The organism is Halorubrum persicum (assembly GCF_002727125.1).
Classification (GTDB): Archaea; Halobacteriota; Halobacteria; order Halobacteriales; family Haloferacaceae; genus Halorubrum; species Halorubrum persicum.
Genome location: NZ_NHOA01000018.1, coordinates 1 through 15,257 on the forward strand (window position 1 = coordinate 1; position 15,257 = coordinate 15,257).

Annotated in this window: 13 protein-coding genes; 7 read left to right on the top strand and 6 right to left on the bottom strand. The window is 59.6% G+C overall.

Going from position 1 to position 15,257, the window contains the following annotated elements; all coding sequences use genetic code 11:
• From DJ69_RS02955 to DJ69_RS02965, 3 genes are all read right to left on the bottom strand, one after another.
• A partial coding sequence (locus DJ69_RS02955; protein WP_099254220.1) for an RNA-guided endonuclease InsQ/TnpB family protein occupies positions 1-862 on the bottom strand: 862 nt, incomplete at its 3' end.
• A 351-nt stretch (positions 863-1,213) separates the two neighbouring features.
• Positions 1,214-1,975 (bottom strand): IclR family transcriptional regulator, encoded by a 762-nt coding sequence (locus DJ69_RS02960; protein ID WP_099254221.1) that lies wholly within the window; start codon positions 1,973-1,975, stop codon positions 1,214-1,216.
• A gap of 91 nt (positions 1,976-2,066) precedes the next feature.
• Complete coding sequence (locus DJ69_RS02965; RefSeq protein WP_099254233.1) at positions 2,067-2,942, bottom strand: GAF domain-containing protein; 876 nt, start codon at positions 2,940-2,942, stop codon at positions 2,067-2,069.
• A 281-nt stretch (positions 2,943-3,223) separates the two neighbouring features.
• Between DJ69_RS02965 and DJ69_RS02970 the strand changes: the two genes are divergently transcribed.
• The 7 genes from DJ69_RS02970 (at position 3,224) to DJ69_RS03000 (ending at position 11,187) form a co-directional block, all read left to right on the top strand.
• Positions 3,224-4,441 (top strand): Tm-1-like ATP-binding domain-containing protein, encoded by a 1,218-nt coding sequence (locus DJ69_RS02970; RefSeq protein ID WP_099254222.1) that lies wholly within the window; start codon positions 3,224-3,226, stop codon positions 4,439-4,441.
• A 187-nt stretch (positions 4,442-4,628) separates the two neighbouring features.
• Entirely contained in the window at positions 4,629-6,011 is a 1,383-nt protein-coding gene (locus DJ69_RS02975) for an ABC transporter substrate-binding protein (RefSeq protein ID WP_099254223.1), read from the top strand.
• Positions 6,012-6,227: 216 nt separating this feature from the next.
• Positions 6,228-7,169, top strand: coding sequence for a branched-chain amino acid ABC transporter permease (locus DJ69_RS02980; protein ID WP_099254224.1), 942 nt, complete (start codon positions 6,228-6,230; stop codon positions 7,167-7,169).
• Positions 7,166-8,320, top strand: coding sequence for a branched-chain amino acid ABC transporter permease (locus DJ69_RS02985; RefSeq protein ID WP_099254225.1), 1,155 nt, complete (start codon positions 7,166-7,168; stop codon positions 8,318-8,320). The genes DJ69_RS02980 and DJ69_RS02985 overlap by 4 nt, the downstream gene beginning before the upstream one ends.
• Positions 8,320-9,078: an ABC transporter ATP-binding protein gene (locus tag DJ69_RS02990; protein ID WP_099254226.1), complete on the top strand. Its 759-nt coding sequence runs from the start codon at positions 8,320-8,322 to the stop codon at positions 9,076-9,078. Before DJ69_RS02985 ends, DJ69_RS02990 begins: the two co-directional genes overlap by 1 nt.
• Entirely contained in the window at positions 9,075-9,818 is a 744-nt protein-coding gene (locus DJ69_RS02995; protein ID WP_099254227.1) for an ABC transporter ATP-binding protein, read from the top strand. Before DJ69_RS02990 ends, DJ69_RS02995 begins: the two co-directional genes overlap by 4 nt.
• 103 nt (positions 9,819-9,921) lie before the next feature.
• Positions 9,922-11,187: an outer membrane protein assembly factor BamB family protein gene (locus DJ69_RS03000; protein ID WP_099254228.1), complete on the top strand. Its 1,266-nt coding sequence runs from the start codon at positions 9,922-9,924 to the stop codon at positions 11,185-11,187.
• Between the two features lie 620 nt (positions 11,188-11,807).
• Here DJ69_RS03000 and DJ69_RS03010 read toward each other — a convergent pair.
• The 3 genes from DJ69_RS03010 to DJ69_RS03020 form a co-directional block, all read right to left on the bottom strand.
• Positions 11,808-12,641 (bottom strand): phosphoenolpyruvate hydrolase family protein, encoded by an 834-nt coding sequence (locus DJ69_RS03010; protein WP_099254230.1) that lies wholly within the window; start codon positions 12,639-12,641, stop codon positions 11,808-11,810.
• Between the two features lie 202 nt (positions 12,642-12,843).
• Positions 12,844-13,254, bottom strand: a complete 411-nt coding sequence (locus tag DJ69_RS03015) for a cupin domain-containing protein (RefSeq protein ID WP_099254231.1) — start codon at positions 13,252-13,254, stop codon at positions 12,844-12,846.
• Positions 13,255-13,928: 674 nt separating this feature from the next.
• Positions 13,929-14,882: an AEC family transporter gene (locus tag DJ69_RS03020; RefSeq protein WP_099254232.1), complete on the bottom strand. Its 954-nt coding sequence runs from the start codon at positions 14,880-14,882 to the stop codon at positions 13,929-13,931.
• Positions 14,883-15,257 lie beyond the last annotated feature (375 nt).

Genomic DNA, 15,257 nt, shown 5'->3' on the forward strand with positions numbered 1-15,257 from the left:
CGCCTATCACTATCGTGCCGACATCTTCCTCAACACACCGCTCGACGATGTGTTTCGAGAGCGTGTGGAAGTAGTGCGTGCGCCGACTCGATTTCTTCTGATTCAGCCGTGTAGCCTGCTCAGAGTTTGAATCGTCACACCGCGCAAGCCGCTTGCTGAAGTAGTAGTCGTCCTGCTTCAGACTGTTGAGCGGATACAGCTCGCTGTGACCGTTCTCGTAGGCGAGCGCGGCGAAGTTGTTGATCCCGAAATCAATGCCAACCGTCTTTTCGCCGGGCGACTCAGATACCTCAATCTCAACCTTACAGACGAAGTGGAGTTCCCACTCGTCGCCTGCCCACACTGCCTTCACTTGTTGGACGTTCTCCACGGTGGAGAGATCAACGTCGGGTCGCGTCTGGTATGTACAGAGGATGAAGTCCGACCAATACTCTTTGAGGTTCGAGCCTTTGGAGAGTCGGACGCGGTTGTACTGGGTATCGAGTTTGAAGCCAGCGGCTTTGAACGTGACCGTGCTTCGCGGGTGTTCGTCGCCGTGTTTGCGGTAGCCGGGCGGGTTCGCTCTCGCATCTCCGTTATGTCGGTTGCCGTACCAGCCGTTGAACGCCTCAGCGAGTTCTTGAAGGACTCGCTGACTTGACTGCGAATGCAGGTCATCGTAGCGTTCGTGGCTCTTGAGGTAGGCGGTGAGTTCGTTGTGGTTTGGAATGTGACCGATTTCGTCCCAAATCCGGCTGCACGTCCACCGCCCGACGTTCCAAAGTTTCGAGGCTGCGAACCCGAGGGCATCAAGATCGTCAGACGCCCGAGACTGATTCCGAATGGAAGCAGTATAGGTGCGCGTGACGACTTGTTTTGCCATACATAACCTATGACAGTAATCCTACTTAATAGTAGCCATTCAGATGGTGTGGTATATCCAACCATGCCTTCGAGCGGTGGGCTGTGGGGGAGTTGTCGGATTCATCCCCGCGCTGAAGCGCGAGGCTTTCTCCTTGATTCTCCGTAAACCAGCCGCGTATTCACATATAGTAATTAATTTTCGCTGTCAAGGCTCTATTCCCCAACAAATTACAACAATATATATAATAAAAATCGGTGTCAGAGTATGGTTTGTGCATTATTAATAGTTAACATCACGAACAATTTTCATTATGAGAATTTTCGCATGAGAACTCGTTTACTATTGACACTATCGAAAGTTGGCCTCCACTCAGACCACCAATTCGATCTCGTCGACGGCGTCGAATAGGTGGTCGGCGAACTCCCGTTCAAACCGCGTGATGCTGTTCTGATACTTCGGCCCGCCGACACTCACTCCGCCAATGATCTCCCCGCCTTCGTCATGGACCGGTGCCCCGATCGCGACAAGTCCGGGAGCGAACTCCTCATCGACGACGGCGTAGCCCTGCGATTCGTACGTTTCGAGCACGTCGAACAGATGATCGCGGTCCGTAATCGTCTCCTGCGACTCCCGTGGGAGACCCCAGTGATCCAGTATAGATTCGACCTCGTCCCGATCGAGTTCGGCGAGGATAGCCTTCCCCGCTGCGGTATTGTGAAGGTGATACTCGGAACGGTAACGGGCACTTTTCTCACTCGCATTATCGTCGCCTGATGAACCGTAGCAGGTGAGCAGTCGTCCGTGTTCGAGGATGGTGAAGTTCGCCTCTTGCTCTGTCGCGCGCGCCAAGCGATCAATAGCCGTTTCGATACCCTCGCCCGTTGGATACCGGTGTCTCGCTCGTTCACCCAAGAGAGCCACTCGAAAGCTGACTTTGTAGATTCCATCTTCCTTGACGAGATAGCGGCTCTCCAAGAGGGTATTGAGGTGACTGCAGATCGAGCTCTTCGAACTGTCGACCATCTTGTCCAATTCACTGAGAGTGAGCCCATCGTGTTCGAGGATGAGCCGCAGTATTTCCAGTGAAGCCTCGGTCGTCTTGAGCCGTCGCCCAGTCACGTTACCGATCATATTCAGCTTATAATCATGATCAACAATAACTGTTGCCATAATGTAAATGAACGATCTCCACAGAGCTATTCTCTCGGCCGACCTCTCCCAATCAGATCGCTCTCGATCGCTTCACCCATCCGATCCGCGTAATCGCTTCCGCACCGAGCTCGCCGAGGAGGCTCGCCGCCTCGAGATCGTGTTCCTCGAAGGCGTTGACAACAACGTCACCGGCGCTGAGAACCCCGTGGCTCCCGATCGGGACGTACAGCCCTGAGCGCAGGGCTCCTCGGCTGTGGTCGTCGCCGGTGTGTTCGTGGTCCTTATCGATGACGGGTGTTCCGGTTCGGTAGGTCTCCGCCGCCGGCGTGTCCTCTGTGACTGCGTAGCTCGGACGGTCGCCCGCACGCTCTAAACACTCTTCAGTCGCTTCGACGACCCGCAGGGTGTTTCGGTTCGCATCGACCAACCGCACGGTCGTGTTCACGAGCCCGAGGACGTTTTTCGCGGCGTCGGCGAGCAGCTCCGCGACCTCGTCCTTCGAACTGGCGTTCCTGAGATCCTGACTCGTCCGCCGAAGTATCTCGATGCGCTGTTCTTGGCGTTTCAGATCAGTCACGTCGCGGACGACCCCTTGCAGCAGAACGGTTCGGCCGTCTTCGACGACGGGTGCACAGCGGAGCCGCACCGTGCGCTTCGTCGTCCGTTTGCTGGCGTGTTCGACGTCAACCGAAAATGATTCGCCGCGCTCGACCGCTTCAGAGAGATGTTCGAGTACCTTCTGCTGATCCGCATCTTCGTACTGTTCGATTAGGTCTGGGACCGTCGGTGCCGAGTCGATCCCGTGTATCTGCCTTGCTTCTTTGCTCCACCAGAGCTTCTCGTCATCGACGTTGTACGTCCAGACGCCGACCTCAGCGAGCTGTTGTAGTGTTGGGAGCCCCTCTGCCGCCTCTTTCTCGAACGCGGGCGGAACGGCGCTCGACACCTCGATTTGGTTCCAGTCCGGAGATTGAGCCATGGATAACGCTATGTAGCAAAGACACAATAATAAATCCTCAGGCAAGACCCACCGAGATAGGCGATCATTGCAACCCGAATGTTCATTATGGTCTACGGCGTCATTCGGCACGCCATGAGACAACAAAGCATGCATCGCGCGATGCCAGTGACACGGCCCAGTGCGGAATCGACGACCAGACATCAACACGACCGATCGACTTTCGGGGAGAGCCCCGCTCGACGCAGCCGGTCCACAGTGGGGCGACAATGAGCGTATACATTGTCGGCACTCTCGACACGAAAGGCGAAGAGATCGGATTCGCTCGTGACATTATCCAGGCGGAGGGCATCGATGTCACCCTCGTCGATGTCGGTGTGATGGGCGATCCCGAGATCGATCCGGACGTCGGCGCCGCCGAGGTGGCGGCAGCGGCCGATACGGATCTCGAGACCCTTCGCGAGGCTGGCGACCGTGGGAAGGCGGTCGAAGCTATGGGTGACGGTGCCGCCGCCATCGTAACGCGTGCTCACGAGGAAGGGCGTCTCGACGGCGTCCTCGGATTGGGAGGATCCGGAAACACGTCGATGGCAACCGCCGCAATGCGCGCACTTCCGGTCGGTGTGCCGAAGTTGATGGTCTCGACGGTGGCTTCGGGGGACACGGAGCCGTACGTCGGGTACGCCGACATCGCGATGATGTACTCCGTCGCCGACATTGAGGGTCTCAACCAGCTCTCGCGAACGGTCATCGCGAACGCGGCGCTCGCCATGGTCGGCATGGTCGATCGGGACCCCGACGTGGAGACGGCGGAGAAGCCGACCATCGGCCTCACGATGTTCGGCGTGACAACCCCATGTGTCCAGGCGGCCCGCGAATGGCTCGAAGATCAGGGGTACGAGACCATCGTGTTCCACGCGACCGGGACCGGTGGACGTGCGATGGAGGCGTTGATCGAGGAGGGCGTCATCGACGGTGTCCTTGATGTCACGACAACGGAATGGGCGGACGAGCTCGTAGGTGGGGTTCTCTCTGCCGGCCCCGAACGGCTCGACGCGGCTGGTGAGGCGGGCATCCCGCAGGTGGTATCGACAGGTGCACTCGACATGGTCAACTTCGGTCCGAAATCCTCCGTCCCTGATGAGTTCGGTGACCGACTGTTTCATGTTCACAATCCGCAGGTGACGCTGATGCGGACCACCCCGGAGGAGAACGCCGAACTCGGGCGGATCATCGCAGAGAAGCTTAACGCAGCGACCGGCCCTACTACGCTTGCGCTTCCGCTTGCGGGCGTCTCGATGCTAGATACCCCCGGAGAACCGTTCCACGATCCGGAGGCCGATGCGGCATTGTTTGACGCGCTCCGCGAGCACGTCAACGAGAACGTTGAGGTAATGGAGATTGACGTGGGCATCAACGACGACGAGTTCGCGATTGCACTCGCGAAACAGATGGACCGGTACATGGAGGAATCTACCGGGACGTGAGCGACACATTCGCTCTGGTACCACGGTGACGTGATATTCATTACTCTCATCGATCCACGGGCTGGTGTTTTCCGGAAGTTCGTGGTTCACACGGAGAATCGATTCGGTTGACGCCGTCCGTGACCGAAATTACCCAAAGATTTAATTATCTCTTCTTACCATGTCTCTACGACCGTTGCGAAAATCCATGACGAAAAAGCAAATGCAAACTGACAGCTCGAGGAGACAATATTTGAAAGCTATCGGCGCGACCGGCCTTGCAGCCGGTATCGCCGGTTGTTCAGGGGGCGGTGACGGTGGTGACGGTGGTGACGGTGGCGACGGCGGTGACGGTGGCGACGGCTACGAGGCAATCGGAAACTTCCCGCCCGAGGGAGACACCGTGGCGATCGGATTCAACGGGCCGACCTCCGGTGCGCTGGGTCCGGACGGGCAGGATCAGGAGCGAGGGTACGATCTCGCGATCGATCACCTCAACAACGGCGGTGGGCTCGTCGATTTCTGGGATCGCCTGAGCGGCGACGGCATCATGGGCCACCAGGTCGAGCCCACGAAGGCCGACACGGCCGGCAGCGCCGACACCGCACAGGACAACATCGAACGGATGATCCAGCAGGATAACATCCAGTTCTGGACGGGCGGCATGTCGAGTACGGTGACGATGGCCATGCAGAATGTCGCTCAACGCGAGAAGGTTCCGTTCATGGGTGGCAACTCGACGTCGGCCGGGATCTCCGGAGAGAACTGCTCCCGGTACTACTTCCACCCGACGTTCCACGCGGAGATCATCGGGATGGCGATGGGCGAGGCGGCACCCTCGGTGTTGGGTGAGGACCGATCGCTGTTCCACATCTTCATGGACTACTCATACGGGCAGTCGAACCGAGACGCCGCCCGAAAGTATCTCACCGAGCAGGGTCCGTGGGAGCACGCCGGCGAGGCCGCCATTGCGGAGGGGGAGTCCGACCACAGCTCGCAGATCCAAGCGCTCGAAGAGTCTGGCGCCGACACGCTGTACTTCTCCAGCTTCGGCAGCTTCGCCGCCAGCGGGCTCGCGCAGCTGCGCGACGCCGGTTTGACCGACGAGATCGACGTGATCATCCCGCACGTCAGCGCCTTCACTCTCGATCCGCTCGGGGCCGACGCGGAGGGCGTCCTCGGTATGGAGCCGTGGAATCCCGCCGCCGACAACGAGGCGAGCCAGGTGTTCGTCGAGGCGTACCAAGACGAGTACGGCGAGACGCCCAACCAAAGCTCGCTGCACACCTACGAATCGATGATGGTCTACGCCGCCGCCGTCGAGGAGGCGGGGACGTTCCACCCGCCGACGGTGGTCCGCACGCTCGAGGAGTTCGAATGGAGCCTCGCGTGGGGCGATTCGGTCTTCCGCGAGGCTGACCATCAGGTCGAACGGCCGTGGTACCTCGTGCAGGGGGTCGGCGATGACCGCGCCGAAGAGCTCGGTATCCGCACTGAGGTCGTCGAGACGACCGATCCGTTGATCTACGGAACGGACTCGTTCCCGGCGACTGAATGCGCGATGGACGAGAACGAATACGGTGACGAGTAACTGCCACCGCGACGATTTTTGACTGAACAGTCTCATCGCCTGTTCCGTCTTCCAATTTTCGGCGATCCGTCGCGTCGGCGACCCTGAGGACCCACGTCAGAGCGCCGCAGTATCACGTGAAAAGTCACCGGATCACAAGATTAACGTACCGCAGAAATGATTGCTAGTCGTGCAAACCATGAGACGACTAATTCCGTCTGGTCCGAGGTGGCTGGGATGACTCTCGACGCGGCCGTCGGGTTCGTATTCATCGCACTGAGCGTTGCATCGCTGTATCTGCTGGTCGCCATCGGCCTGTCAATCGTGTTCGGGTCGCTTAAATATGTGAACATGGCCCACGGTGTTCTCTATCTCGGCGGCGCATACATCGGTCTCCTCATCGCGTCCAACGAGCAGTTTGGGGGTCTCCTCTCGGATTTTGGGGCGATCGGTCTCGGGTGGGGATTCGTGCCGGCTTTGATTCTGACGCCGGCCGTCATCTTCGTCCTGGGCGTGGCCATGGAACGACTGCTCGCGAAGCCGTTCTACGATCGCGATCTGCTTGAACAGCTGTTGGTCACGTTCGGCGTCTTGATAGCCGCCCAAGAGATATTTGCCATCGTCTTCGGTCGGACCGGGACGATCTATCCCCGCCCCGAGTGGCTCATGGGCGCGATTTCCTTCCCGCTGATCGGAACGCCGCCGGGGATGAGCGCCGCGTCGACGATACGGGTGCTCGTCGTGACGCTCACGCTGGTGCTCATCGGAGTCATCTTCGCGTTCTTCAAGTACACCGACTACGGCCTCGCGGTACGGGCCGGGACCGAGGACTCGGAGATGGCCGAAATGCTCGGCATTCGCGTCGGTCGACCCTTCCTGCTGATCTTCGCGATCGGTGCCGCGTACGCGGGGCTCGCCGGCGTTCTCGGGGGGTCACTCTTCAACGTTACCTCCGGAATCGGGATGGAGATTCTCATCCCATCACTGGTAATCGTGATCATGGGCGGCGTCGGGAGCCTCCGTGGAACGGTCATCGGCTCTCTCCTCGCTGGTTTCGTGTTCGCGTTGGCAACAGTGGTGGCACCGAGCATGACCCAAGCCAGCATTTATTTATTGGCTATCGTCGTGTTGACGATCAGACCGAGCGGTATCTTCCCCTCTGCGAAGATAGGACAATGAGTACTGATAACTTACAAACCGACGTCGAGGACGAATCGTCTCTGATCAGCGTGGACGCCTGGGACCGGATCAAACACACCGAGCGGTTCATCTTCATGGTCTCGGTCGCGTTCGTCCTCACGTTCTCCTACCTGTTCAGTCGAGCACCCGTCGTTTCGGACGTGACACAGGGGTACCACGGGCTCACAATAACCATCCTCATCTGGTCCATCTTCGCGCTCGGATTCAACCTCCTGTTGGGACAGACCGGCCTCCTCTCGTTCGGACACGCGATGTTCTTCGGGACCGCGAGCTACGCGACCGCGCTGTTCTCGATTCACGTGTTCAACGAGCCGCTGCTGATCGTCGTCGTCGGAGTGCTGTCCGCGCTCGCCCTCGGAGTGGTCGCGGCGGTTATCCTGCTCCGTCTCCACACGGTGTACTTCGCCATCGTGGCGCTGGCGATCGGCCAGTTCCTGTACTTCCTCGCGAGCAATCCCCTCGAAGGAATCACACAGGGGATAAACGGACTGGAGGTTGAGAGGACGCCTCTCCTCGGGATGGTCGACCTCGAACACGAGTACGGCGGTATCCTCGGTGAACTCGTCGTGAACAACCTGTACCTCTTCGTCGGCGCCTTCTTCGTCGGCGCCGTCGTGTTCATCACCCGGGTTCGCAAATCGCCCTACGGACTGATCTTCAAGGCCATCCGCGAGAACGAGACCCGCGCGTCTTTCGTCGGCCTCGACGTCTGGCGCTACAAGTTCGCCGCGTTCCTCCTCTCGGCGGGGATCACCGGTCTCGCGGGCGCGCTGCTGGCTGTCAATACCCAGTTTGCGGGCGTCGAGCGGCTCTACTGGTCGATCAGTGGTGACGTGGTCGTGATGGCGGTCCTCGGCGGCCTCGGTACGCTGGCCGGACCGGTTATCGGCACGTTCGTGTGGTTCTACTTCAAGGGAATCGTCAACGGGTATCCCATGCTCGGGAACTACTGGCTGCTCATGTTGGCGGTCTCGTTCACCGCCGTCGTGTGGGTCTATCCCGACGGCATCTGGGGAATGATCACCGATTTCACCGCGGAGCTCCGCGAGCCAAGGAATCTGGCCGAGAAGGTGAAAGGCCGGCTGACTGGCGGCTCAGCCGCCGAAGGGTCCGACGGGGGTGAGCGGTAATGGCGCTCCTCGAAACGAACGACTTGACGAAAGAATTCGGTGGCCTCACGGCCCTCAACGGCGTCGAAATCGCCGTCCAAGAGGGCGAACTAGTGTCACTTATCGGCCCCAACGGCGCCGGGAAGTCGACACTCATCAACACGATCACGGGACGGCTCACGCCGACCCGGGGGACGGTGACGTACGCCGGAAATGACCTCGTCGGCATGGAGCCCTTCGAGATCGCCCAGCTCGGCGTGGGCCGGACGTTCCAGACGGCGTCGATCCTTCCTGAGCTCTCCGTCCGCGAGAACGTTCAGGTTGCGGCGTTCGCTGCCGAGCACGGCTCCTTCCGGATTAACTTCCTCAGCCGCCGAGACTCCTTCGACGAGGTCCAAGAGCTGACGGACGACATCCTCGCCACCATCGGACTCGGTGAGAAGGCAGGAATGGAGGCCGCGTCGCTCCCTTACGGCGACAAGCGACGACTGGAGGTCGCCATCGGGCTTGCGACCGACCCGGACCTGCTTTTCATGGACGAGCCGACGGCGGGAATGTCGCCGACGGAAACCGAGATGACCGTCGATCTCATCGAAAATCTCCTATCGGAGTGGGGAATGACGATCTTCCTCGTCGAACACGATATGGACATCGTCTTCGATATCTCCGACCGAATCTTCACGCTCCACCAAGGCGAGTTAATCGCGAAGGGGACTCCCGACGAGATCAGGGACCACCCGGCGGTTCGCGAGGCCTACCTCGGAGGTGAGGGAGAATGACGCTCCTCGAACTCGACGGCGTCCACGCCCACTACGGTCCGAGCCACATCCTCAGGGGGGTCTCGATGTCCATCGACGAGGGTGAGGTCGTAACCCTCCTCGGACGGAACGGTGCCGGAAAGACGACGACGGTCCGCAGCATCGCTGGCACAGAGCCGCCGGAGATCCGTTCGGGATCGGTCCGGTTCGACGGCTCCGACATCACCGATTGGCCGGCCGACGACATCGCGATGGGCGGTATCGGCGTCGTTCCCGAAGGCCGGCGGCTGTTCACCGAACTGACCGTCGAGGAGAACCTCGAACTGTCGACCATCACGCGGAGCTGGTGGAACACCGTCCGCCGACGCGGGCTCGGTGGCGGAGAAAGCACCATGGAGATCGGTGAACTCTACGACCTATTCCCCCGTCTTGAGGAGCGCAAGGCCCAGCAGGCCGGGACGCTCTCGGGCGGCGAACAGCAGATGCTATCGATCGCGCGTACCCTTCGGCTGCCGGATCTCGATCTCCTCCTGTTGGACGAGCCCACCGAGGGGCTGGCCCCCCAGATCGTCACCGCCGTCGGCGACTCCATCGAGGAGATCGCAGATCAGGGGCTGACAGTGCTGCTCATCGAACAGAACGTCCACGAAGCGCTTCGCATCGCGGACCGGGGATATGTTCTCGATCAGGGAGACATCGTGTACCAGGGAACCACCGAGGAGCTGGAGAACGAGGACCTCGACGAGTACCTCGTCGTCTGAGCCACGGTCCAGATCCCCCATTTCGTACTCGATCGATCGGACACGTTCGCTGGTCGGCCTCGTGCCGGTAGTATTATTCCGCCGAAGCCATTACCACGGTTAGATGACGTACCGAAATCGGCGACAGTTCCTCGCTGCGCTCTCAGCGTCTGCTGTCACCGCCACCGCGGGCTGTCAGCGATCGCTGGGTTCCGCCTCACAGAGTCACCCGGTCTCGGAACCGATTTCCTCGTGGCCGACCTTTCGGGGAGAACAGCACAACACCGGCTACACGGGGGCCAATTCGGGGCTCGGCACGGAACCGACGGTCGCGTGGACGTACGAGGCGGAGGGACCGTTTTGGGGGAGTCCAGCGGTCGCGGACGGCACAGTGTTCATCGGCAGCGCCGACAACGCGCTGTACGCTGTTGACGCCGGGTCGGGCGAGGCGGTGTGGACGTTCTCGTCCGACCACCGGATCGAGGCGACGCCCGCGTACGACGATGGGACGGTGTACGTCGGGTCGTACGACAAACACCTGTATGCCGTCGACGCCGAGACGGGTGAGGAGCGCTGGTCCCGCTCGTTCAACGGCCTGATCCGAGGGAGTCCGACGCCGTGGAACGGCTCGATCCTTGTCGGCATCGGCTGTCACAACCTCGCGTGTGCGTGGTACGCGAACGACGCGGACGTGCCGGAGAACGGGTGGGTCTACTCGCTCGACGCAGAGTCGGGAGAGACGGAGTGGCGGGTCGAGATCGGCACGGAGGTCGTGAGCACGCCGGCCCTCACCGACGAAACGATGTACGTCGGCGCCTCCGATGGCGTGATGTACGCGCTGGACCCGAACACGGGGGACGAGCGGTGGACCTACGAGACCCGAGACATGATCTGGTCGAGTCCGGCCGTCGCGTACGGAACGGTGTACTTCGCCGACTGGAACGGGAATGTCCACGCGGTCGACGCGGAGACGGGTGAAGAGATGTGGTTCGCCGACACGGCTGGCCGGTACATCTCCGGTTCCGTCGCCGTCAGCGAGGACGCCGTGTACGTCGGAAACACTCCGTACAACTCGCTCGATGACCCGACCACGAACTACGGGAAGGTATTCCGGTTCGACCGGCAGACCGGCGAAGAGGTGTGGGACTACGAGACCTCCTCGCTCGAGGTCGGGAGTAGTCCGGTCGTCACGTCGGATCGACTCTACGTCGGCAGCCACCGACAGACGGAGGGCGGCAGTAGCACCGCGGGGATGCACGCGTTCACGCTGGATGGCGATCAAGAGTGGTTCCTGGAGATCGGCGGCCGAGGCGTGGGATCCAGTCCGGCGCTCGTCGAAGGAACGCTCTACTTCGGGGGGACTGATTCAACGCTGTACGCCGTCGAGTGAAACTTTCGGCATGTTGGCGGTCACTTGCTCGAAATTTGTGGTCTGACGACCTCGCGACGGCTCGGACCGCCATAGCGGATCTTGACGGCATCGAGACGATCATCACTGATACCGAGAAGTCGGCGTACAACCTCGACCATCCGAACGCGGGGGGGTGGTTCTGGTCGCGCCTTCTAACATCTGGTTCCAGTATTACTGGTGGTGCGACAGGGACGACATCCCGTACTACGCGACGGATATGGACATCCATGCCAAACCGAGATATGACCCGTGCAAGCTGTTCTTCGGCGAAATAGGGCTGGCGTCGCTCAATCCGACGATGGTTGGCGGCTCGCACGTTGGGTGAATACCGGCGCATTCGGCTGCTACTGGCTTGGCTGGCCCGCCGGCCCCAGCCACGACTTGGAACAGGTGACTGTCGAAGCCCGAGATGTTGTCCCCACGATCGCCGATCTCCTCGGAATCACCGGCATCTCACTGCGCTTCGACGGCTCATCGCTGCCGTAACAGAGAGGAATAGTAGACCGAGGCCACCTCGTGTGGTTCGTCCGACAGCGGTTCAATCGACGCGGGAAGCAAGTCATCCCCTGCCGATCCTGGACCGTACGTCTGGCTCGCGCTCAGAAGTCGATCGACTTGAACTTGCGAGCCTGGTTCTCGATCGCGTCTTCGGTTGCGAGGCGTTCGATGCTCGACGCGCCGAAGAACCCGACGATCCCCTCGGTGTTATTCAGGACGTACTCTGCGTCATCAGGCCACGCGATGGGCCCGCCGTGACAGATGACGTGGACGTCGTCTCGGACGGATTTGGCGGCGTCGTGATGCGCCTGCACGCGCTTTGACGCCTCATCCAGATCGAGCGCCGTCTCCGCACCGATGTCGCCCGAGGTGGTCAGTCCCATATGCGAGACGATCACGTCGGCACCCGCTTCGGTCATCGCTTTCGCCTGCTCTTCCGTGAACACGTACGGACAGGTCAACATCTCCTGCTCGCTCGCCTCGCGGATCATTTCGACCTCCTTGTCGTACCCCATATTTGTCTCTTCAAGGTTCTGTCGGTACGTGCTGTCCTCGTCGATAAGGCCGACCGTGGGGAAGTTCTGTACTCCGGAGAAGCCTCGACGGCGGAGGTCCTCGATGAAGACGCTCATGTCCCGGAACGGGTCCGTCCCGTTGACGCCGGCAAGCACCGGTGTATCCTCTACAACCGGAATGACTTCGTGACCCATCTCGGTGACGATCTCGTTCGCGTCGCCGTACGGGAGGAGCCCCGCGAGGGACCCACGTCCGTTCATGCGGTATCGTCCCGAGTTGTAGATGATCAGGAGGTCGACACCCCCTCGCTCGGCAAACTTCGCTGAGATACCGGTTCCCGCACCGGCACCGATGATGGGCTCTCCTGCTTCGATAGTTGATTCTAGCCGGTTGAGTGATTCTGAGCGCGTGTACTTCATACAACTTGACGGGGCACCTCGCATCACTTTAATATTGTGGAAGAAACAAGAGAGTTAGCCTCACCTGAGAAGCGTTTACCCGTCTGAGAGAACGTCTCAGTCCCGTAAACGGCTGAAACAAGACTGCTCACGCTCACGGCCGCAGTACAACACAGTTCTCAGGGGTTCGTCACAACACAATTCCCCTGTCACGGGTGCGCGGTCAGGCGTCGGGGAACTCTCCTGGCGGGAAAACCGTCGCTTCCGCGAGCTCGCGGATCTCGTCCTCCGGACCGGGCGGACAGTACACTGCGAGGAACCTGAGCGGTTCCCACGAGGTGTTAATGGTACTGTGCTCGACCCCGCTCGGAATGTAGACCATCTCTCCCGTCGTGATCGTTCGCTCCTCGTCGGCGATGGTTTGCTTGCCTTCACCGCCGAGAATATACAGTATCTCTTCGCTGTCGGGATGAGTATGCCGCTCGTGTCCTTTGCCCGGTTCGAGCATCACAACACCCGCGCTGAATCCGGACGAACCGGTGACGTCCGGGGTGTTCATCCACTTGAGTGTTCCCCAGTCGAGTTTGATGGTCTCTACGTCTTCGGGACTGACGAATCGCTTTTCAGCTACCATAATACACGCTACCAATTAACGGACTCCAATAAATATCTTGGTGATTGTGAGTGGCGTACAGCCGCCGCTCGTGGAAATTTCGACGACACGGGCCGATTACCCGCTTTGCCCACGATAGGTCACATATTGTAAACGCTGATCGCGCGGCAGAGATGTCGTTATTCGATCAGATCACATTATCATGTTTTTATTCTATATTTCCTGTGAATCGTTATATGTTAACTACCATCACTCTAAGTGCGGGCATGATATCGCTGACATCACCCGAATCAAACCCTTTCCAGGGCGATCCCTCCAGTTCGTCACGGCCGTCATCCGGGGATAAAATCCAGCAGATTTGACAGAACAAGCTGGGGACTCGAATCGCACATCTCAGTGTCTTAGCCGTTTCACATATCGTGAACAAATCGATCTGCCGATCAGTTAGTAAGCCCCTCTGCTCGCCAGTGGACTCCCACAGCGAGAGACTATCTCATCGTGGCACGTGCGCTACTGGAACACATTACAATAGTACGTCTGTAATGCACACTTCAACTCACCTTCGCCAACCGAGACCAGTACACGTGCGAACGGATTGCGTCCAACTTTCGTAAACGCTCTGTGCGGAATAGTAGTATATTTACAATATGTTAATACTGATGTCGGTGTCGATGCGATCGAAGAGATACAGATCGTCAAAAGAATGTGGCGGCGCGAAGCGCTGCGACGAGCACCGCGAGTACACCGATACTCGCAACGGTAGTCGTAAAGATGGCCGTACTGAGGTATTCTGGCGCCGTGATCCCGTCGACAACCACGTCGTCAGTGTACTCGATCGTAAGCGCGAGCGGGATGACCGCTGCCGGGGTTGCACACTCTAATACAAAGACCTTCGCGACGGTGGGATTGTTAAATCCGAGCGCGAGCGCGAGCGAGAGTCCGACAACCGGCGCGACGACGAGTTTCAGTGTCGATGGAAGTATGGACCGAGATATCGCTGATACGTCCGTCTCAGCCATCTGGATCCCGAGGATCAGAAGCATCACTGGGACCGAAGCATCGCCGACGAGCCCAACCGTCTCCATCGCCGCCGACTCGGGCGGGGGGACGAGGTTGAGCATCCGCATCGCGACGGCGGCCACGATAGCGTATATCAGTGGAAGTCGAAACACCTCAAGCACCGCGTCGAGCGGCCGGCTATCGGACCCGCCGGACGCGATGTAGACACCGAGGGTGTACACCACAAGGTTCTGGATTGTGAGGTAGAGAACTGCAGTTGTTCGTCCGATCTCTCCGAAGGCAAATTCGGAGAGCGGAATTCCGACGAATCCCGAGTTCGGAAACGCCGCCGCCAGCATCAGCGCGCCGAGGAGGGGTCCGGACTCCCCGCTGAGGTACCCCACCCCCCACGCGATCGCAATCATGAGCAGAGCGTATCCAACGACGCCGACGCCGAGTTTCGCAACTTCTCCGCCGCCGAGGGTGGTCGTCGCGATACTGTGAAACGCGAGCGCGGGGATGAGAACGTACAGGCCAAGGGTGTTCACTGGATCAACATCGATCTCGGTTAACCGTGCCAACAGATATCCGACGACTGCCACTGAGAGGATCGGAAGAATTGCGTTCGTGAAGGCACCGGTCAGCGACATTCCCGTTCCCTCGCTGGTGGATTCTTCGATTTGGCGACCAGTTCCATCATGGTGGCCTGCCGTAGCTGTCGACTCACATTCGCCTCAAACACCCTCGGGTACAAATAGTGTCGGAGATTCCTCTGGTATATCACTCTCGACGCCCGGCACCGTGGTTAGAACATCCGTACTCGCGCAGTTTCCCGTGGGTGCAGGTGACGTGTACGTTGGTGTGTGAAGGCGTTTCGTCTCCACGGAGCCTCGCTCCACACTCCGCTCATCTCGTATTCTCCCGGTCTCGGTCCAGAGAAAATATCCCCGCGTGAGATAGTTTTATCATAACGGCTGAGGGAAATTGAGATGAATTATGTCAGATGTTACTCTTCGACGAACGCA

What these genes read in the sequence shown, in the direction of transcription:
- DJ69_RS03020 (WP_099254232.1), bottom strand. Translation starts at nt 14,882, where the DNA reads ATGTCGCTGACCGGTGCCTTCACGAACGCAATTCTTCCGATCCTCTCA.
- DJ69_RS03010 (WP_099254230.1), bottom strand. Translation starts at nt 12,641, where the DNA reads ATGAAGTACACGCGCTCAGAATCACTCAACCGGCTAGAATCAACTATC.
- DJ69_RS03015 (WP_099254231.1), bottom strand. Translation starts at nt 13,254, where the DNA reads ATGGTAGCTGAAAAGCGATTCGTCAGTCCCGAAGACGTAGAGACCATC.
- DJ69_RS03000 (WP_099254228.1), top strand. Translation starts at nt 9,922, where the DNA reads ATGACGTACCGAAATCGGCGACAGTTCCTCGCTGCGCTCTCAGCGTCT.
- DJ69_RS02960 (WP_099254221.1), bottom strand. Translation starts at nt 1,975, where the DNA reads ATGATCGGTAACGTGACTGGGCGACGGCTCAAGACGACCGAGGCTTCA.
- DJ69_RS02980 (WP_099254224.1), top strand. Translation starts at nt 6,228, where the DNA reads ATGACTCTCGACGCGGCCGTCGGGTTCGTATTCATCGCACTGAGCGTT.
- DJ69_RS02970 (WP_099254222.1), top strand. Translation starts at nt 3,224, where the DNA reads ATGAGCGTATACATTGTCGGCACTCTCGACACGAAAGGCGAAGAGATC.
- DJ69_RS02990 (WP_099254226.1), top strand. Translation starts at nt 8,320, where the DNA reads ATGGCGCTCCTCGAAACGAACGACTTGACGAAAGAATTCGGTGGCCTC.
- DJ69_RS02975 (WP_099254223.1), top strand. Translation starts at nt 4,629, where the DNA reads ATGACGAAAAAGCAAATGCAAACTGACAGCTCGAGGAGACAATATTTG.
- DJ69_RS02985 (WP_099254225.1), top strand. Translation starts at nt 7,166, where the DNA reads ATGAGTACTGATAACTTACAAACCGACGTCGAGGACGAATCGTCTCTG.
- DJ69_RS02995 (WP_099254227.1), top strand. Translation starts at nt 9,075, where the DNA reads ATGACGCTCCTCGAACTCGACGGCGTCCACGCCCACTACGGTCCGAGC.